The organism is Methylorubrum sp. SL192 (assembly GCF_026672325.1).
Lineage (GTDB): Bacteria > Pseudomonadota > Alphaproteobacteria > Rhizobiales > Beijerinckiaceae > Methylobacterium > Methylobacterium extorquens.
On record NZ_JAPPQV010000003.1, the window covers coordinates 2,614,220 to 2,632,231 of the forward strand.

Consider the following 18,012-nt stretch of genomic DNA (forward strand, 5'->3'; position numbering starts at 1 on the left):
CGTGATCCCCTTAAGGCCCAGCTTTCCGCGGCCTTGGGGGAATCTGTGGCGTAGGCGGGGAGCGGGCGAGCGACATGACTCATGTCATGCCACGGGATTTGGCATCGATCAGGACGGCCGCGGACGCTCCGACGCGGGGTGCGATGCCGGTCCTGCGACCGGCCCTGCAGCTCCTGGCGGTCTGCGCGGTGGCGCTGACGACCGCCAACTGCGCCAACAATCCGGCCAAGCTCGCGGGCGGCGCCTCCTCGGGCAGCGAGATCGATCCGAAATACGGCGTGAAGGCGAGCCGCCGCCTCTACAACGAGGGCGACGTGATCCCGAAGGGGGGCGGGCGGCGCTTCTCGGGCAAGCCCTACGTGGTGGCGGGCAAGACCTACGTGCCGCGTGAGGATGCCCGCGGCTACGTGCGCGAGGGTCTCGCCTCCTGGTACGGCAGCGCCTTCCACGGCCGGGTCACTGCCAACGGCGAAGTCTTCGACCGCCACTCCATCGCCGCCGCGCACCCCACGCTGCCGCTGCCGAGCTATGTCCGGGTGACCAACCTGGACAACGGCCACTCGATGATCCTGCGCGTCAACGACCGCGGCCCCTACCATGCCAACCGTCTCATGGACGTGTCCGAGGAGGCGGCCCGCGCGCTCGAATTCCATCGCAAGGGCACGGCGCGGGTGCGCGTCGAATATGCCGGCAAGGCCTCGGTCGCCGGCAGCGACGATCGCAAGCTGCTCGCCACCCTGCGCACCGACGGTCGCCCCGCCGCGATCGGGCGCGCGCCGGTGATGATGGCCGATCTCGGCCCCTCCGAGCCCGAGGCTGCGCCCGAGCGGCTCGAACGCGCCTCCCGCGCACTCGCCTTCCGCCCGGCGGGCGAGCGCGACGACGACGCGCCGGAGACGGCGGCACCGGTCACGCGCCCGGCCCGGCCCGCGCCGATCGTGCTGGCCAGCGCCGCCGTCGCCGTCCCGGCCGCGTTGCAGCCGACGGCTGCCCGCGCGGCGCCGTTCCGTCCGGCTCCGGTGGCGCTCGCCGCCGCCCCGGCCAAGCCGGCGATCGAGCCGCGCCGCATGATGGCCGAAACCGGCCGCTCCGCTCAGCCGGCACAGGGCCGGCACAAGGATGCGACGGCTTCGGCCCCGACGCGCTTGGCCTCCACTTTGGCCGCCACTCCGGTGAAGGGCGCTTCCGTGCCCGTCCGTACCGCGCAAGCGGTGCCGATGAAGGCGGCGGCGACCAAGACGCCGGTGCAGCAATTCGCGGCCACCGGCACCGTCAAAGGCCCGCCCAAGCCCACCGGCAAAGCCGCGGCGCCCGAACCCGCCTCGCGTATGGCAGCGATGCCGCCGACCTCGAAGCAGGCGATCGCCAAGCTCGCCAGCACGGCCCCGGCGCCGGGCACCAAGCCCGCCGTCAAGACGGCTAGCAAGACGGCCGTGGCCCAGGCCCCCGGCCATTCCGGCGCCAAGGCGAAACGCTCGCAGGTGGCGGCGGCGAACTGACGCCAACCAACCGAAAGGGCCATCGCTCAGTGCGATCGGCCCACGGTTTCTCGCTGTCCGCGAATACCGGCGCTCGCGTTCACGGATGATGAGGGCTGTCGTGCCGCGAAGCCGCCCGAGCGGCTTCGCGCATGGACCCGGTCCCCACCGAGCCGGCGTATGACGAGGACCGAGACGACTACTCGGCCTTGGCATTCACCTCGAGCTTGTCGAGAACCGCCGCCGGGGTCGGAGCGGTGCTGACATCGACCATGCCGAGGCCGTCGCCGCTCTTCGCCTTGGCGCTGATCGAGAGGGTGCCGGGCTTGGCCACGAACTTGCCCATCGCCGCGCCGATCGCCTTGGCGGCCGCCGAGTTGCCGAGGATCACCGGCACGCCGATCACGCTCGCCGTCACGTATTCCTTGCGCAGTTCGTCAGGCTTGAGGCTCAGCACCTTCGCCTGGGCGTCGATGAAGCGCTCGAACAAGCCGCCATTCTCCAGCGTCAGGTCCAGCGCCTTGGCGGTGGCCGAGAGCATGGCGAAGCCCGAGACCGCGGCATCGGGGTCGAACACCTCGGGGCCGATGCCGCCGAGCGTCGCGTTGAGGTGGAGCCGGCCCATATTCTTGCCGGAGAGCGACAGCGCCTTGAAGCTCAGTTCGCGCTTGTCTTCGCTCCAGGCGGTGTCGGCGGTGGCATCGAGATCGAGGTCACGGTAGCCGTAGAGGCCGAGCGAGCCGAGACCGGGAACGCCCTCGACGGCGGAGGCCGGCATGGTGAGGCCGTTGAGCGTGAAACGGGTCTCGGTCGGCACGCCGTCCTTCGGGGGCCCGAAGCTCATGCTGGCGCCGCGCAGGCCGATATGGAGCGGCGGGAGCGGAACGAGCTTCGGCGCCTTGAGCGGATCGCCCGAGGCGGCCGGGGGCGTCACCGCCACCTGCGCGAGATCGAGCCCGAGATCGGACAGGGTCAGCGTGCCGATGACCGGCGTCAGGCGGCGCAGCTCCGCCTCATGCAGGTCCGGCGCCGGAGCGGCCCCCTTCCCGGGATCGGTGCCGGCGGGGAGCGGAGCCTTCGCGAGGCGGCGCAGGGCGGCGATAGTCGGCTCCAGGGAGAAGCCGGTGAGCGAGAGGCGGGCGATCTTGCCCTGCGCCTCCTTGGCGCCGAAGCCGATCTCGGCGAGCGTGATGCCGGCCTCGCCGCCGCCCGCATAGCTCATGCGGCCGATGCTGAAGGAGAGCGGGTCGTCGCCCTTCACCTCCTTCACATTCAGGTCCGTCGCCTCGAGACTGCCGACCGAGACCGCTTCGGCGAGATCCGCGAGCAGGCCGGCGGAACGGGCGCGCATGGCCCGGTCGTCCTCGGCCAACCCGCCATCGCCCAACGCTTCCACGGCGCCGCGCCAGGTCGCCGGCGTCTGGCGTCCGGCGAGGTCGCGGCCGATCAGGCGGGCGATCGATACCGTGGTGCCGCGCTCGTCGATGAAGGCGATGCTTTCGACGGCGAGCGCCACATAGAGGCGCTGAAGCGGGCTGCTCGCGTCGCCGGCTTCGCTGTAGAGGCGCGCCAGCGCGGTGAGATCGACCTCCTCGGCGCGGATGCGGCCGTAGCTGCCGCTGCCCGCCTGCGGCGCGCCCTCGACGGTGAGCGTCGCGCCGGCCGCGGTCAGTTCGCTGATACGCCCCGCCCGGATCGTGCGCGCGGCCACGTCGCGGTAGGTCACGACCTGCCGCCGCTCGCCGTCGCGGCGCTCGACGCGCAGCTCCGGCATGGTGAGGCTGCCGGCATCGAGGCGCTGAAGCCGGGCCGGCCAGAGATCCTTGACCGGGTCCTTCGCGTCCTTGGCGTCGGCCTTGAAGATCGCCAGCAGGTCGTCGCGGGAGAGGCGCGTGCCGCTCACTGTCACCTTCGGCGCGGTGACGAGCGTGTCGCCGAAGGCGAGGCTCACGTTATCGAGGACGAGATCCTGAACCGCGGACGCTGCCTCCTGTGCCATGGCCGGCGCCAGGGGCGCGGGCCCTGTCAGCAGCGCGACCGCGCAAGCCGAGGCGAGCAGTGCCCGCATGAGGACGGGACGGCGCGTCGATGACGTCATGGCTGGATCAGATCGCAGGCTGGCGGGAGATCGGAGAAGGGCCGTGAGACTTCCATCCCTGCCGGTTTTCCACAGGCGTGGCAATTGCGCCGGTGCCACGGCAGGGCAATCGCGCGAACCCACTTGGGCGGGCTCATTGCGCTTGAGGCCGGAATGGCGACCGCTTCCCCCGATCGCCGGGTCGGGCTCGCCTCAGATCGCGAAGGAGGTGCCGCAGCCGCAGGAGGCAGTGGCGAGCGGGTTCTCGATCTTGAAGGACTGACCGATCAGGTCGTTCACGAAATCGATGGTCGCGCCGCCCATATATTCGAGCGAGACCGGATCGACGAGCACGGTGGCGCCGTCGCGCTCGATCACCACGTCGTCGCCCTCGCGGGCGCTGGTGATGTCGAAGGCATAGGAGAAGCCCGAGCAGCCGCCGCCATTCACGCTGATGCGCAGCGACGAGCCGGGGGGCTCGGCACCCATGATCTCGTTGATCCGCTTGGCGGCGCGGGCGGTGAGGTTGATGTCGGCCATCGTGGCGCGGCCCCGTTTCTCGAACCGGTGTCGTGAAGGTAAGAGCCCGTGATTGCCGCGGGCTACTCCCTACCCAAGATATGGGGTGCGAGGGCTGGCCGCAACGCGGCTGCGAAAGGAAGAGCTGTGCAGGTGCGGCAGAACGGCGAGCGCTGGCGGGCGCCCTACGCCACCGATCCGGCGGCGACCCGCGGGCGGCTGATCCCCGAGGCGTTCTCGCCCACCCGCAGCGACTTCCAGCGCGACCGCGACCGGATCATCCACTCGACCGCCTTCCGGCGGCTGAAGCACAAGACGCAGGTCTTCGTGCATCACGAGGGCGACCATTACCGCACGCGGCTCACCCACAGCCTGGAGGTCAGCCAGATCGCCCGGGCGCTCGCCCGCGCGCTCGGCCTGGACGAGGATCTCGCGGAAGCGCTGGCGCTGAGCCACGACCTCGGCCACACCTGCTTCGGGCATACCGGCGAGGACGCGCTGCACGCCTGCATGGCCGAGTATGGCGGCTTCGACCACAACGCCCAGGCTTTGCGCATCGTCACCCGGCTGGAGCGGCGCTATGCCGGCTTCGACGGCCTCAACCTGACCTGGGAGACGCTAGAGGGGCTGGTCAAGCATAACGGCCCGCTCCTCGATGCATCCGGCGCGCCGGTTCGGCGCTACGCCGCCGACGGCATCCCGGCAGCCGTGCTGGAATACAACGCGGCCAACGACCTCGAACTGTCGCGCTTCGCCGGCCCGGAGGCGCAGGGCGCCGCGCTCGCCGACGACATCGCCTACGACGCCCACGACCTCGATGACGGCCTGCGGGCCGGGCTGTTCGATCTTGCCGACCTCACGGCCGTGCCGTTCCTGAACGGGCTGCTCGACGAGATCGACACCCTGCATCCCGGCCTGGAGCCGTCGCGAAAGATCCACGAGCTGGCGCGCCGGGTCATCACGCGCTTCGTCGAGGACGTGATCCGCGAGAGCGAGGCGCGCATCGCCGCACTGGCACCGGGCAGCGTCGGCGACATCCGCGCCGCGCAGGAGCCGGTGATCGCCTTCTCGCCGGCCATCGCCACGGCGGATGCCGACATCAAGCGCTTCCTGTTCGCGCGGATGTACCGCCATCCGGAAGTGATGGCGGTGCGGGCCAAGGCCGCGACCATCGTCAACGACCTGTTCTCGGCCTTCCGAGCCGACCCCGCGCGGATGCCGGCGGAATGGTCGGAGGGACTGGAGAATGCCAGCGAGGCCCGCCTCGCCCGGCGCATCGCCGACTACATCGCCGGCATGACCGACACCTACGCGGTGCTGGAGCACGGCCGGCTATTTGCGGCGACGCCCAACCTGCACTGGAGCCCGCCGAGCCGCGGCCTTCCGCTGACCGAACCGTGAGACACCGCCAGCGGAAGGCTCACGCTCTCATTCGCAGACGCAGCCCGCGCCGTAGCCGGTGTTGTAGATCGGGGCATTGCCGTAGGTGACGGGCGCGTAGCCGTAGCCATAGGCCGGTGCCGCGTAGCCGTAGGCGGGTGCGGCGTAGCCGCCGTAACCACCCCAGCCGTAGCCGCCGCTCAGCGCGCCGCCGGCGAGCCCAAGGCCCAACCCCAGCCCGGCACCGGCCAGACCGATCCCGGCCCCCGCGAGGCCGATGCCGGCACCCCGTCCGTAGCCGTAGCCGCGGCCGTAGACGCCGCGCGCGGCGTATCCACGATATCCGAAGCCGTGATGGCCATAGCCGCGATGTCCAAAGCCGCCGCGATGACCGGCGAACCCGCCGCGATACCCACCGAAGCGGCCGGCCTGACCGAAGCGCGCACCATAGCCGTGATGGCCGTAGCCGCCCTGATGGCGACCGCCGCCGACATACCCGCCATGACCGCCGAACTCGCGGGCCTCGGCGGTTGCGGGTGCGAGGATCAGGGTGGCGAGGGCCGTGGCGGCGAGGGCGAAGGACTTCATCGGGGCAGTCTCCATGCAGGATCTTGCCTCGACAACGCCGCCCTTCGCGCCCTGCGTGCAACGCTGCATTCTACCGAGAGAGCCTCTTGTCCCCGCGCGAAAGGCGGCACGGGAAACGCATAAGGCCAGATCACGGAGGACCGATTGAGCGCCGACCGCATAACCCTGCGCGACACCCGCGCCGCCTATCCCCGGCTCGTGCCGCTGACGACGCGCTGGGGCGACAACGACGTCTACGGGCACGTCAACAACGTCGTCTACTACGCCTTCTTCGACACGGCGGTGAACGGGATCCTGGTGGAGGAGGGCGCCCTCGACATTGCACGCTCCCCCGTCATCGGCCTCGTAGTCGAGACAGGCTGCCGCTACTTCGCCCCGGTCGCCTTCCCCGATCGGATCACGGCCGGCGTGCGGGTGGCCCATCTCGGCCGCACCAGCGTGCGCTACGAGATCGCGATTTTTCGCGAGGACGAGGCGGAAGCCGCCGCGCAGGGGCACTTCGTCCACGTCTATGTCGACCGGGAGACGCGCCGGCCGGTGCCGCTGCCGGAGCGGTTGCGGGCCGTGCTCGCGGAACTCGCGGTCGTGCGGACGGAGGCGCCGTGACACTCCAGCCCGCCATTGCTATGCCGCCCCGGACGGTTCCGGCCGCCCGACGCGCGGGTGGGCCGGCACGCGGTAACGACGAACACTGAGCCTCATGAACATCTTCGCCCTCTTCGAGACGCGCGTGCGCGAGGCGCTCGAATCCCTCACCCGCTCCGGCCGGCTGCCCAAGGGGCTCGACCTGTCGCGCGTCGTGGTCGAGCCGCCGCGCGACGCCTCGCACGGCGATCTCGCCACCAACGCCGCCCTGGTGCTGGCCAAGGAGGCCAAGCAGAACCCGAAGGCGCTCGGCGAGGCGCTGGCCGAAGAACTGCGCACCGATCCGCGCATCGTCGAGGCGAGCGTGGCGGGGCCCGGCTTCATCAACCTGCGGCTCGCACCGGAGGTGTTTCAGGACGTGATCCGTGCCGCGCTCAGCGAGGGCGAGAACTTCGGGCGCGGACAAATGCCGGGCGGCCCGGTCAACATCGAGTACGTCTCCGCCAACCCCACGGGGCCGATGCATGTCGGCCACGGGCGCGGCGCGGTGTTCGGCGATGCGCTCGCGAACCTGCTCGCCGCCGCCGGCCGGCCGGTGACGCGCGAGTACTACATCAACGATGCCGGCGCGCAGGTCGATGTGCTCGCCCGCTCCGCCTATCTGCGCTACCGCGAGGCGCTGGGCGAGACGATCACCATCCCCGAGGGTCTGTACCCCGGCGACTACCTCAAGCCGGTGGGGATGAGGCTGGCGGAGACGCATGGCCGGGCGCTCCTCGACCAGCCCGAACACGAATGGCTGCCGCAGGTGCGCCGCTTCGCCATCGACGCGATGATGGCGATGATCCGCGAGGATCTCGCGGCGATCGGCATCCGCCACGACGTGTTCTTCTCGGAAGCCACGCTCCAGGGCGAGAACGGCGGCAAGGTCGCGGAGCTGCTCGACGCGCTGCGGCAGAAGGGCCTCGTCTACGAGGGGCGCCTGCCGCCGCCCAAGGGCCAGTTGCCCGACGATTGGGAGGACCGCGAGCAGACCCTGTTCCGCTCGAGCCAGTTCGGCGACGACGTGGACCGGGCGCTGCTGAAGTCTGACGGCTCCTTCACCTACTTCGCCTCCGACATCGCCTATCACCGCGACAAGTGGCTGCGCGGCGCCAACGAGCTCATCGACGTGCTCGGCGCCGACCATGGCGGCTACGTCAAGCGGATGCAGGCGGCGGTGAAGGCAGTCAGCGACGGGCAGGCCCGGCTCGACGTCAAGCTCTGCCAGCTCGTGCGGCTCTTACGCGCAGGCGAGCCGGTGAAGATGTCGAAGCGCGCGGGCGAGTTTGTGACCCTGCGCGACGTCATCGACGAGGTCGGTCGCGACGCGATCCGCTTCATGATGCTCTACCGCAAGAACGACGCGACGCTGGATTTCGACCTCGCCAAGGTGGTGGAGCAATCGAAGGACAACCCGGTCTTCTACGTGCAATACGGCCACGCCCGCCGCTTCTCGGTGCTGCGCCAGGCCCGCGAGGCGCTGCCCGGCGAAGATTTTTCGCCCGCGGCGCTGCTGGCCGACGCGGACCTGTCGGTGCTCACCGATCCCGGCGAGATCGAGATGATGCGCCTGATTGCCCAGTATCCGCGGGTGCTCGAATCAGCGGCGGCGGCGCACGAACCGCACCGAATTGCGTTCTACCTCTATGAAACGGCAAGTTCGCTTCATAGTTTCTGGAATAAGGGCAAAGACTTGCCGCAATTACGGATTGTTAATCCAACCGACAGAAACTCCACCCGGGCTCGCTTAGCCCTCGTCGAGGCTTTGGGCGGCGTTCTCGCCTCCGGCCTCGCGGTTTTGGGCGTCTCCGCACCCAACGAGATGCGGTGACCGAGGACGGTTGTTGAGAGGATGAAGCCATGACGGGACACGCTTCGCGCGCGACGGTCGACTTCGATGCCTTCGAGCGCGAGCTGCGTCAGACGTCGCAGGAGGCGATCCGGGCGAAGGCGCCGCAGGCCGCCCCCAAGGGCGCACCCAAGGGCGACCCGCTCGCCGAGCTTGCCCGCATCGTCGGGCAGGACGATCCCTTCCGCGCCCTGCTGGAAGCGCGGGAGAAGGGTGCCGCCCAGGAGGCGGCTCCGGTGACGCGCGCGTCGGAGACGGGCCGTCCGGCCCGCGTCGAGCCGACCTTCGTGGACGAACCCGCCCACGACCCGGCCCGGACTCAGGCGCATGCCGACATGCACGGTCAGTCCCAGAGCCCGGCGGATGCCTTCGACCAGTACCTCGCCTCCGTCGAGCAGGGCATGTACGCCGACGGCACGACCGATCCGGCGGCCTTCGCCGAGGCCGACGAGACGTACCGGACGCGGTCTGCGGACCGTCCGCGCGGCCGCAACCGCCTCGTCCAGGTCGGCGCCGGCCTCGCCGTGGTCGCCGTCTGCGTCGGCGGTGCCCTGGCGTGGCGCGGCACTCATGGCGGCGGCAGCGGCGGCCCGATCACCGTGCTCGCCGACAAGACCCCGCTGAAGGTGCAGCCGACGGCGACCGACGGCGTCGAGATTCCCGACCAGAACAAGCAGATCTACGACCGCAACGCCAAGGACGGTCAGATCAAGATCGTCAACCGCGAAGAGCAGCCGCTCGACGTCAACCAAGCCGCCCGCACCGCCGCCGCCCGCAGCGACGGCGGCGAGCCGGGGCAGGGCGGGGCGACCCCCGGCGGCACGTTGTCCGACACGTTCGGCGAGCCGCGCCGGGTGCGCACCGTCTCGGTCAAGCCGGACACCCCGATCCACCAGCCGCCGGCGCCCCAGGCCGAGACCGCCCAGGCGCCTGCCTCGGCGATCCCGACCATGACGATGCCCGACACCGCTGCGAGCACCGCGACGCCGTCGTCGGAGCCCCGTCGCTCCGCGTCGCGCACCCTGGCCACGGCGCCGGCGACCACGCCCGTCACCGAGGCACCGGCGGAGCCGCCGGCCGCGCCCGCCGCGCGCCCGAAGGCCCCGCAGCGCGTCGCCTCCGTCTCGCCCGAGACCACCGCCAGCACCTCCGAGCCGGCCCCCACCTCCGCCTCGCTCACGGCGCCGGTCAGCGGCTACTCGGTCCAGCTCGGCGTGCGCGGCAGCGAGAGCGAGGCGCGGGCCGCCTTCCGCGAGATGCAAGGCAAGTACAGCCAGCTCTCCGGCAAGCCCGAGCTGATCCGTCAGGCCGAGGTGAACGGCAAGACCCTGTTCCGTGTCCGCGTTGGGCCGCTCGCCAAGAACGAGGCCTCCAGCCTGTGCAGCGCGCTGCAGGGCGCGGGCGGCCAGTGCTTCGTCGCCAAAAACTAGGCTGAGACCGCGCTTGCCATCGAGCCGGCTCCGGTACGTCTCCGGAGCCGGCTCGATTCCGAGCATCCCATCCGACCCCTCATCCCGAGGTGCCCACGTCAGCGGGCACCTCGGGATGAGGGCGTGAGGGGGATCGAATCCGTGCTCGGCCCCCGCGATTGCTGCAAGCCCTCGCGCCCGTTTCGCCCCATCCGAGGAACGCCGGCCCCATGACCTCAGCCAGCATGACCTCTGCCAGCACGCCCCGCGCCGTCATCCTCGGCTGTTCCGGAACGGCGCTGACGCCCGAGGAGGCCGCCTTCTTCCGCGATCTGCGGCCCTGGGGCTTCATTCTGTTCAAGCGCAACATCGGCACGCCGGACGAGGTACGCGCCCTGACCGCCGCCCTGCGCGAGACGGTCGGGCGGGCGGATGCGCCGATCCTGATCGATCAGGAGGGCGGGCGGGTGCAGCGCATGGGCCCGCCGCACTGGCCGAAATATCCCGCGGGCGGCCGCTTCGGCGCCCTCGGCGACGACGCCGCGGCGATGGCCCGGCTCGGCGCCCGGCTGATGGCGCACGACCTCGCCTCGGTCGGCATCAACGTCGATTGCGCGCCGATGCTCGACGTTCCCGTCGCGGGCTCGGACAACATTATCGGCGACCGGGCCTACGGCGACACGCCGGAGCGGGTGATCGAACTCGGCCGCGCCGTCGCCGAGGGGTTGATGGCGGGCGGCGTGCTGCCGGTCATCAAACACATCCCCGGTCACGGCCGGGCGACCTGCGACAGCCATCTCGACCTGCCCGTGGTCGAGGCCGACCGCGTGAGTCTGGGCGAGAGCGACTTCCGCCCGTTCCGGGCGCTGGCCGACCTGCCGCTCGCCATGAGCGCGCATGTGGTGTTCACCGCCCTCGACCCCGAGCGGCCGGCGACCCTGTCGGAGCGCGTGATCCGCGAGATCGTGCGGGGCGAGATCGGCTTCGACGGCCTGCTGATGACCGACGACCTGTCGATGCACGCGCTCCAGGGCCCGTTCCGCGAGCGGGCGCAAGCCGCCTACCGCGCCGGCATCGATGTGGTTCTCCATTGCAACGGACGCATGGACGAGATGCGCGCCATCGCCGAAGCCGCGTCCGATCTGGCGGGGGAGGGCGCACGCCGGGCCGAGGCCGCGCTTGCCCGCCTCACGCCTCCGGACGCCATCGATGTGGACGAGGCGCGCGCGCGCTTCGACGCGGCCTTCGGCGCGGTCGCATAACAGCCGTCACGCCGCCGCTTTTCCGGCCTCAAACGCCGGCAGCTGCCCCGGCATAGCCGAGGCCCGCGCCGCGGGGCGCTCTTCACGCTCGATGGTCCGTCGACGCGCCCGGCAACGAGGCGGAGTGCGACAAAGAAGGGCAAGGGCTGCGCAGCCTTTGCCCGCTTGTGCGCCCTGCACTGCTTGTGTTCGCGCCACTCGATCCCTAGGTTCGCCCCAATTCAAGTGGAGGCGCCGCCGGAGTTGGGGCGGTGTAGGAGGTTGCCATGGGCAGCATGAGTGTCTGGCACTGGGTCATCGTGGCGGTCGTCGTCATGCTGCTGTTCGGCCGCGGCAAGGTGTCGGAGCTGATGGGCGACGTCGCCAAGGGCATCAAGGCCTTCAAGAAGGGCATGGCCGACGACGAGACCCAGCCGAATACGGCGACGAGCGTGCCCCCGGTGGGCCCGAACGATCCGGTCCGCACGCTGCCGCACCAGGGCGCGCCGGGCACCGCCCCGCAGCCGCCGCATGTTCAGCCGCACGTGTCGGCGGGCGACCACAAGGCCGTCTGACCGACGGGCTCGACACGGGGCGTGCAAAGGGGCGCGTAAGGGCTGCAACGGCTTTCGGGCACGGTTGAAGATCGGCTCCGGGCAGGATAGCGCGGGCCGCACGCCCGTCCTCGACAGGCGCGGCCCCGCGGGACGGACGACGCAATGCTGGACATGAGCTGGGGCGAGGTGATGCTGATCGGCGGCGTCGCCCTGATCGTCATCGGGCCGAAGGATCTGCCGAAGGCCCTGCGCACGCTGGGCCAGATCACCACCAAGGTCCGGCGCATGGCCGGCGAGTTCCAGTCGCAGTTCAACGAGGCGATCCGCGAGGCGGAGCTGGAAGAGGTCCGCCGCGACGTCGAGGGCGTCAAGCGCACCGTCGATTCCGCGCGCCCGACCTTCAATCCCGTCGACACCATCCGCAACGAGATCCGCAGCGCGGTCGAGGGCCGTCCCGGCTCCGGCAACAAGGATGCCGGCGCGAAAGACACGGGCAGCTTCGACGTGCCGCGGCCGACGCCCGGCCAGCAGGCCGAACAGATGCACGGGGCTCCGGCACACGCCGCCGTCGAGACCTCTTCCACCACCCCCGGCACCAAGCCCGAGACAGGCCCGACTCCATGAGCGACGAGCGCGATGAGGCCGAGATCGAGGCCTCGCGGGCACCCCTTCTGGAGCACCTGATCGAACTGCGCTCGCGACTGATCAAGTCGCTGATCGCGTTCATCGTGATGTTCTTCGGCTGCTTCTTCTTCTCGAAACAGATCTACAACATCCTCGTCTATCCCTACGTCTCGATCGTGGGGGCGCAGAATGCCGAGCTGATCGCGACCCACTTCCTCGAACAGGTCTTCACCAACATCAAACTCAGCGTGTTCGGCGCGGGCTTCCTGGCCTTCCCCGTCATTGCCACGCAGGTCTACGCCTTCGTCGCGCCGGGCCTCTACCGCAACGAGCGCCAGGCCTTCCTGCCCTATCTCGTCGCGACGCCGATCTTCTTCCTGCTCGGCGCGCTCGTCGTCTTCTTCCTGGCAATGCCGCTGCTGATCCAGTTCTCGGTCTCGCTGCAGCAGATCGGGCAGCCGGGCGAGGCGACGATCAAGCTCCTGCCGAAGGTCGACGAGTACCTCTCGCTGATCATGACGCTGATCTTCGCCTTCGGGCTCGCGTTCCAGATGCCGGTGATCCTCACGCTTCTCGGTCAGATCGGCGTGATCGACGCGGCCTTCCTGCGAGAAAAGCGGCGCTACGCCATCGTGCTGGTCTTCGTCGCCGCCGCCGTGCTGACGCCGCCCGACGTGATCTCGCAGCTCTCGCTGGCGATCCCGATGCTGCTTCTCTACGAGGCCTCGGTCTTTTCGGTCTCGCGCATGGAGAAGATCCGCGCCGCCCGGCGTCGGGCGCAAGGGATTGAGGACTGAGCGAGGACTGATCGCGCGCCGTCCGGACCCGGCAGGCCTCGTGATCGCGGTCAGCGCCTGAGGAGAAGATCAGCAAGATTGCGCATCACCATTTTGCGCGCAATCTTGAAAGCCTCCAGCCCCGCGCCACTCTTCTCCGATCTCAAACGGAGAAAACCTCATGTTCCAGACGATGCGGACCGCCCTGGCGGTCGCCGCCCTGACGACGCTGGCGGGTGCCGCCCAGGGGGCCGAGCTTCAGCGGGTGCGCGGCACGATCGAGAAAAGCGACGCCGGCACGGTCACGATCAAGACCACCGACGGCACGTCCGAGACGGTGCAGGTCGGCGGCGCCAAGTTCGCCTGGGTGGTGAAGTCGAGCCTGGACCAGATCAAGGACGGCACCTTCATCGGCACCGCCACCAAGGGCGAGAACCCGATGACGGCCCTCGAAGTGGTGCTGTTCCCCGAATCCATGCGCGGCACGGCCGAGGGCCATTACGGCTGGGACCCGATCCCCGACCACACGACGGGCGGCGCCGGGCCGGTGGTGAAGAGCTCCATGACCAACGGCACAGTGAAGGCCGGCGGCGCCAGCGCGGGCGGCGCACCGAAAGTCAAGAGCTCGATGACCAACGCCACCGTGGCCAGCAGCAATGCCGGAAGCGGCGGCGAGCGCACGCTGACCGTAACCTACGACAAGGACGGCTCGAAGACGATCGTGGTGCCGCCCAAGGCGCCGATCGTCGCCTTCGACCCCGCCGACAAGTCGATCCTGACGCCGGGCGCCAAGATCTTCGTGGTCGCGGCCAAGGACGGCGGCAAGCTCGAAGGCAAGCTCGTCGCGGTCGGCAAGGACGGCCTCACCCCGCCGATGTGACCTGAATCACGACCGTCCCTGGCTCGCCGCCAGGGACGGCCACAGGGACCGCGCGGCCCCCGTGGCGGCAAGTCCGAGGCCCAGAAGGGAGACGACGGCCGCCAGGGCCGGCAACTCCGCGTAACCCACGCCCAGCGTCAGCGCCGTGCCGCCGAGCCAGGCGCCGAGCGCGTTGCCGAGATTGAACGCCCCCTGGTTCAGGGTCGAGGCGAGGTTCGGGGCGTCGCTGGCCGCCTCCAGCACCCAGACCTGAAGCGGCGAGACCAGGGCGAAGGCGAGCCCGCTCCACAGCACCAGCACCGCCAGCGCCGGCCAGGTGAAGGGCGCGACCAGCGGGAACACGACGAGCACCGCGATGAGGGCAGCAAAGCTGCCGAGCACCGTGCGCATCAGGCTGCGGTCGGCGAGCCAGCCGCCGGCGAGATTGCCGATCGTGAGTCCGACACCGGCCGCGAACAGCGCCCCCGTCACGCCGCCGGGCGTCAGATGCGTCACGGTGAGCAGGAACGGCGCGATGTAGGTGAAGACGGTGAAGAAGCTCACCGAGGACAGGGTCGAGACCAGCATCGGCCGCAGCACCGGCCAGCGCCCGAGCGCCCGGAATTCCCGTCCGAGGCCGCCCCGCGTGCCGGGCATTCCGCCGGGTAGGGCGAGCGTGATCGCCGCCCCCGCCACGAGCCCGATGCCGACCACCGCCCAGAAGGTCGAGCGCCAGCCGAAGGCCTGACCGAGCGCGGTTCCGAGCGGCACACCGAGAACGTTGGCGAGCGTCAGCCCGGCGAACATCAGGGAGACGGCCTGCGTGCGCTTCTCCCGCGGCACGAGGTTGCGCGCGACGATGGCGCCGATGCCGAAGAAGGCGCCGTGGGCGAAGGCGGTGGCGACCCGCGCGGCCATCAGCCATGCGTAGCTCGGCGCCAGGGCACAGGCGAGGTTGCCGAGGGTGAACACCGCCATCAGAGCGAGCAGGGCCGCTTTGCGCGGCAGGTGCGCGGTCGCCATCGCCACAAGCGGCGCGCCGATCACCACACCGAGCGCGTAGCCGGACACGAGGTGGCCCGCCTGCGGGATCGTGACGTCGAAGTCGCGCGCCATCTCCGGCAGGAGGCCCATGATGACGAACTCGGTGGTGCCGATGCCGAAGGAGGCGACGGCGAGCGCGAGGATCGGCAGGGATGCCATGCAGAATGCTCCGGGCAGCGCGTGTGTTGCGCTGCAATACGAGCGCCGCAACATGGTCATCTCGGGCGGACGCGACAGGCGCATGACCGGGAGGCAGACCTGCACTCACGTCAGAACGATCGCGCGTGAGGGCTCCGCCCGATGCCCTCTCGGAGCGCCACAGGCTGCGGACGAGGGCAAAAAGAATCTCTCTGCCTTTCCGCGCGAAGCGAGAGAACTGTCCTCCGCGCCAGAAAAACAACGCAAAAACAATCCGTTGATTTGCCCCACCCCAAGTCTTTAAATTTCAGGACAACAACGTCCCAACAACGCTCCGCTGCCTTTCGAAGATTTGAGGCTTGAGACACTCCTTCAGGAGGTTTCTGGCCCCGCTCTTCCATGGCCGCGGTCCTGCCTCGGATCATTCGCGATGCCCGCACGGATCGTTGCCTTCTCTGGCAACACGCACCGCCCCTCCCGCACCCGCACCTTGGTCGAGGCGGTGGCCGCCGAATTGTCGCGCCAGCGCCCGATCGACCTGAAAGTCTACGATCTCGTCGATGCCGGCACCGGCATCGCGGTCGCTAGCCGTTCGGCCCTGCCGCTGCCGGCGGCGCGGATCGTGGAGGCGATCGAGACGGCCGACGCGCTGATCATCGGCTCGCCGGTCTACAAGGGCAGCTATGCGGGTCTGTTCAAGCACCTGATCGACTTCGTCGCCCCCGAGGCGCTGATCGGCAAGCCGGTGGTGCTCACCGCGACCGGCGGCGGGCCGCGCCATGCGCTGGTGGTCGAGCACAGCTTGCGCCCGCTCTTCGGTTTCTTCTCGGCGCAGACCACGCCGACTGCCGTCTATGCCGGCGACACCGAAATCGCCGAGGGCCGGGTCGCCGACGAGATCGTCCGGGCCCGCGTGGCGCAGGCCGCCGCGGAACTCGCCCGGCTCCTCGACGTCGCGCAGGCTGCCGCGGCGCCGTTGGCCACGGCCGCGGCACGCTGAGATGACCACGCTCGACCGCCGCCGCCTCCTCGCGGGCGGCCTCGCCTTGGCCGGCACCGCGCTTCCGCTCCGCCTCGCCCGCGCAAGCGAGCCGGGCGTGCTGCGCATCGGCTACCAGAAGAACGGCATCCTCGCCGTCGCCCGCGAGCAGGCCGCGATCGAGGCCGCGCTGAAGCCGCAGGGCGTGAGCGTGCGCTGGGTCGAGTTCTCGTTCGGGCCCCCGCTGCTCGAAGCGCTGAATCTCGGCGCGATCGATTTCGGCCAGACCGGCGACGCACCGCCGATCTTCGCCCAGGCCGCGGGCGCGAACCTCGTCTACGCGGCGGCCCAGCCCAACGGCGGCTCGGGCTCGGCGATCCTGCTGCCGAAGGGCTCGTCGGTCGCCACGCTGGCCGACCTCAAAGGCAAGCGCGTCGCCTTCGCCAAGGGATCGAGCGCGCATAACTTCACCGTCGCGGCGCTGGAGAAGGCGGGCCTGTCCTACCGCGACATCACCCCCGTCCTGCTGGCGCCGGCCGACGGCGCCGCGGCCTTTGCCGGCGGCACGATCGACGCCTGGACGGTGTGGGATCCCTACTTCGCCATCGCCGAGGAAGGGCAGGGCGCACGCATTCTCGTCCAGGCCTCGGACATCACGCCGACCAACAATTTCTTCCTCGCCAACAAGGGCTTCGCCGAGGAGCGGCCCGAGGTGCTGAAGGCAGCCATCGCCGCGCTCGGCGAGGTCGCGGTGTGGTGCGAGGGCAACCGTCCCAGCGTCGCGGCGAGCCTGTCGAAGATCACCGGCGTGCCGCTCGCCGCCACGCGCCGCGCGGTGGATCGCATCCGCTTCGTCATCGCGCCGATGGATGTGGCGGTGATCGCCGAGCAGCAGCGCATCGCCGACCGCTTCCACGCCATCGGCGTGATCCCCCGCTCCGTGCGCGTGTCCGATATCGTCTGGACGCCGCCCGCGACCGCCACCAAGACTCAGAACAACGGATGAGCCGAACCATGGCCGATTCCGCCGCGATCCGATCGCTCCCTGGCCGCGCAAGCCGCGCCAAGGCCGCCGCGCCGCTGCAACGCAAGCCCCTGCGGCTACCGACGGGTAAGCTGCTGCCCTGGCTGCTGCCGACTCTCGTCCTGGCCGGCTGGCAGGCGGCGGCCTCGTTCGGGCTCGTCTCGACGCGCTTCATGCCCGCGCCGCTCGACGTGGCCGCCGCGGGCTGGCGCCTCGCCCAGACCGGCGAACTCTGGGAGAACCTGTGGGTCAGCTTCGCCCGCGCGGCCGCCGGCTTCCTCATCGGCGGCGGCATCGGGCTGAGCTTCGGGCTCGCCAACGGCCTCTCGAACCTCTCGGAAAAGCTCACCGACACCACGCTCCAGATGGTGCGCAACATTCCGCACCTGTCGCTGATCCCGCTGGTGATCCTGTGGTTCGGCATCGACGAGGGGGCCAAGCTCTTCCTCGTGGCGCTCGGCGTGTTCTTCCCCGTCTACGCCAACACCCTGCACGGCATCCGCTCGGTCGATCCGCAGCTCATCGAGATGGGCCGGGTCTACGGCATGAACCGGCGCGAGCTGTTCTGGCGCGTGGTGCTGCCCGGCGCGCTGCCCTCGATCTTCGTCGGCGTGCGCTACGCGCTCGGCATCATGTGGCTGACGCTGATCGTCGCCGAGACGATCTCGGCCAATTCCGGCCTCGGCTACATGGCGATGCAGGCCCGCGAGTTCATGCTGGTCGATGTCGTGGTGCTGGCGATCCTGATCTACGCCGGGCTCGGCAAGATCGCCGACAGCCTGACCCGGGCGCTCGAGCGCACCTGCCTCTCCTGGAACCCGGCCTACCGCAACGCCTGATCAT

General features: G+C 70.2%; 17 protein-coding genes. 13 read left to right on the forward strand and 4 right to left on the reverse strand.

From position 1 onward, the window contains the following. The first annotated feature begins 74 nt into the window (after positions 1–74). Complete coding sequence (locus OVA30_RS13100; protein WP_268175676.1) at positions 75–1,499, forward strand: septal ring lytic transglycosylase RlpA family protein; 1,425 nt, start codon at positions 75–77, stop codon at positions 1,497–1,499. A gap of 178 nt (positions 1,500–1,677) precedes the next feature. Here OVA30_RS13100 and OVA30_RS13105 read toward each other — a convergent pair whose 3' ends face one another. Then, positions 1,678–3,576, reverse strand: a complete 1,899-nt coding sequence (locus tag OVA30_RS13105) for a hypothetical protein (RefSeq protein WP_268175677.1) — start codon at positions 3,574–3,576, stop codon at positions 1,678–1,680. 192 nt (positions 3,577–3,768) lie between these two features. Beyond that, positions 3,769–4,095: a HesB/IscA family protein gene (locus tag OVA30_RS13110; RefSeq protein WP_004447459.1), complete on the reverse strand. Its 327-nt coding sequence runs from the start codon at positions 4,093–4,095 to the stop codon at positions 3,769–3,771. A gap of 126 nt (positions 4,096–4,221) precedes the next feature. Between OVA30_RS13110 and OVA30_RS13115 the strand changes: the two genes are divergently transcribed. Further along, complete coding sequence (locus OVA30_RS13115; protein WP_268175678.1) at positions 4,222–5,475, forward strand: deoxyguanosinetriphosphate triphosphohydrolase; 1,254 nt, start codon at positions 4,222–4,224, stop codon at positions 5,473–5,475. Positions 5,476–5,502: 27 nt separating this feature from the next. On the opposite strand, the gene OVA30_RS13120 is transcribed toward OVA30_RS13115, so the two are convergent. Next, a complete protein-coding gene (locus tag OVA30_RS13120) occupies positions 5,503–6,042 on the reverse strand; it encodes a hypothetical protein (protein WP_268175679.1) in 540 nt (179 codons plus the stop codon). 144 nt (positions 6,043–6,186) lie between these two features. Here OVA30_RS13120 and OVA30_RS13125 point away from each other — a divergent pair, with 144 nt between their 5' ends. The 8 genes from OVA30_RS13125 (at position 6,187) to OVA30_RS13160 (ending at position 14,005) form a co-directional block, all read left to right on the forward strand. After that, positions 6,187–6,648 carry an acyl-CoA thioesterase gene (locus tag OVA30_RS13125; protein WP_268175680.1) on the forward strand — a complete coding sequence of 154 codons (462 nt, stop codon included), beginning with the start codon at positions 6,187–6,189 and terminating at the stop codon, positions 6,646–6,648. A gap of 94 nt (positions 6,649–6,742) precedes the next feature. Further along, positions 6,743–8,500: an arginine--tRNA ligase gene (gene argS / locus OVA30_RS13130; protein ID WP_268175681.1), complete on the forward strand. Its 1,758-nt coding sequence runs from the start codon at positions 6,743–6,745 to the stop codon at positions 8,498–8,500. Positions 8,501–8,529: 29 nt separating this feature from the next. Beyond that, on the forward strand, positions 8,530–9,948 hold the full coding sequence (locus OVA30_RS13135) for an SPOR domain-containing protein (RefSeq protein ID WP_268175682.1): 1,419 nt from the start codon (positions 8,530–8,532) through the stop codon (positions 9,946–9,948). 209 nt (positions 9,949–10,157) lie between these two features. Then, positions 10,158–11,189 carry a beta-N-acetylhexosaminidase gene (nagZ, locus tag OVA30_RS13140; RefSeq protein WP_268175683.1) on the forward strand — a complete coding sequence of 344 codons (1,032 nt, stop codon included), beginning with the start codon at positions 10,158–10,160 and terminating at the stop codon, positions 11,187–11,189. A gap of 266 nt (positions 11,190–11,455) precedes the next feature. Further along, positions 11,456–11,743: a twin-arginine translocase TatA/TatE family subunit gene (locus tag OVA30_RS13145; RefSeq protein WP_003605994.1), complete on the forward strand. Its 288-nt coding sequence runs from the start codon at positions 11,456–11,458 to the stop codon at positions 11,741–11,743. 144 nt (positions 11,744–11,887) lie between these two features. Beyond that, the gene (tatB, locus tag OVA30_RS13150; protein WP_268175685.1) at positions 11,888–12,349 is read left to right on the forward strand and encodes a Sec-independent protein translocase protein TatB; all 462 of its coding nucleotides are present in this window, start codon (positions 11,888–11,890) and stop codon (positions 12,347–12,349) included. Next, complete coding sequence (gene tatC / locus OVA30_RS13155) at positions 12,346–13,146, forward strand: twin-arginine translocase subunit TatC (protein WP_003605996.1); 801 nt, start codon at positions 12,346–12,348, stop codon at positions 13,144–13,146. Before tatB ends, tatC begins: the two co-directional genes overlap by 4 nt. A 160-nt stretch (positions 13,147–13,306) precedes the next feature. Next, complete coding sequence (locus OVA30_RS13160) at positions 13,307–14,005, forward strand: metal ABC transporter permease (protein ID WP_268175686.1); 699 nt, start codon at positions 13,307–13,309, stop codon at positions 14,003–14,005. Positions 14,006–14,011: 6 nt separating this feature from the next. On the opposite strand, the gene OVA30_RS13165 is transcribed toward OVA30_RS13160, so the two are convergent. After that, a complete protein-coding gene (locus OVA30_RS13165) occupies positions 14,012–15,187 on the reverse strand; it encodes an MFS transporter (protein WP_056113749.1) in 1,176 nt (391 codons plus the stop codon). Between the two features lie 409 nt (positions 15,188–15,596). Here OVA30_RS13165 and msuE point away from each other — a divergent pair, with 409 nt between their 5' ends. From msuE to OVA30_RS13180, 3 genes are read left to right on the forward strand one after another with little or no spacing between them, the layout of a single operon-like run. Further along, positions 15,597–16,166: an FMN reductase gene (gene msuE, locus OVA30_RS13170; protein WP_012254655.1), complete on the forward strand. Its 570-nt coding sequence runs from the start codon at positions 15,597–15,599 to the stop codon at positions 16,164–16,166. A gap of 1 nt (position 16,167) precedes the next feature. Then, positions 16,168–17,151, forward strand: coding sequence for an aliphatic sulfonate ABC transporter substrate-binding protein (locus OVA30_RS13175; protein ID WP_268175688.1), 984 nt, complete (start codon positions 16,168–16,170; stop codon positions 17,149–17,151). 8 nt (positions 17,152–17,159) lie between these two features. Continuing rightward, positions 17,160–18,008, forward strand: a complete 849-nt coding sequence (locus OVA30_RS13180; RefSeq protein WP_041357969.1) for an ABC transporter permease subunit — start codon at positions 17,160–17,162, stop codon at positions 18,006–18,008. Positions 18,009–18,012 lie beyond the last annotated feature (4 nt).

Excerpts from the sequence above, each read along its gene's own strand:
- OVA30_RS13100 (WP_268175676.1), top strand. The coding sequence starts at position 75 with ATGACTCATGTCATGCCACGGGATTTGGCATCGATCAGGACGGCCGCG.
- OVA30_RS13105 (WP_268175677.1), bottom strand. The coding sequence starts at position 3,576 with ATGACGTCATCGACGCGCCGTCCCGTCCTCATGCGGGCACTGCTCGCC.
- OVA30_RS13110 (WP_004447459.1), bottom strand. The coding sequence starts at position 4,095 with ATGGCCGACATCAACCTCACCGCCCGCGCCGCCAAGCGGATCAACGAG.
- OVA30_RS13120 (WP_268175679.1), bottom strand. The coding sequence starts at position 6,042 with ATGAAGTCCTTCGCCCTCGCCGCCACGGCCCTCGCCACCCTGATCCTC.
- argS (WP_268175681.1), top strand. The coding sequence starts at position 6,743 with ATGAACATCTTCGCCCTCTTCGAGACGCGCGTGCGCGAGGCGCTCGAA.
- OVA30_RS13135 (WP_268175682.1), top strand. The coding sequence starts at position 8,530 with ATGACGGGACACGCTTCGCGCGCGACGGTCGACTTCGATGCCTTCGAG.
- nagZ (WP_268175683.1), top strand. The coding sequence starts at position 10,158 with ATGACCTCAGCCAGCATGACCTCTGCCAGCACGCCCCGCGCCGTCATC.
- OVA30_RS13145 (WP_003605994.1), top strand. The coding sequence starts at position 11,456 with ATGGGCAGCATGAGTGTCTGGCACTGGGTCATCGTGGCGGTCGTCGTC.
- tatB (WP_268175685.1), top strand. The coding sequence starts at position 11,888 with ATGCTGGACATGAGCTGGGGCGAGGTGATGCTGATCGGCGGCGTCGCC.
- tatC (WP_003605996.1), top strand. The coding sequence starts at position 12,346 with ATGAGCGACGAGCGCGATGAGGCCGAGATCGAGGCCTCGCGGGCACCC.
- OVA30_RS13160 (WP_268175686.1), top strand. The coding sequence starts at position 13,307 with ATGTTCCAGACGATGCGGACCGCCCTGGCGGTCGCCGCCCTGACGACG.
- OVA30_RS13165 (WP_056113749.1), bottom strand. The coding sequence starts at position 15,187 with ATGGCATCCCTGCCGATCCTCGCGCTCGCCGTCGCCTCCTTCGGCATC.
- msuE (WP_012254655.1), top strand. The coding sequence starts at position 15,597 with ATGCCCGCACGGATCGTTGCCTTCTCTGGCAACACGCACCGCCCCTCC.
- OVA30_RS13175 (WP_268175688.1), top strand. The coding sequence starts at position 16,168 with ATGACCACGCTCGACCGCCGCCGCCTCCTCGCGGGCGGCCTCGCCTTG.
- OVA30_RS13180 (WP_041357969.1), top strand. The coding sequence starts at position 17,160 with ATGGCCGATTCCGCCGCGATCCGATCGCTCCCTGGCCGCGCAAGCCGC.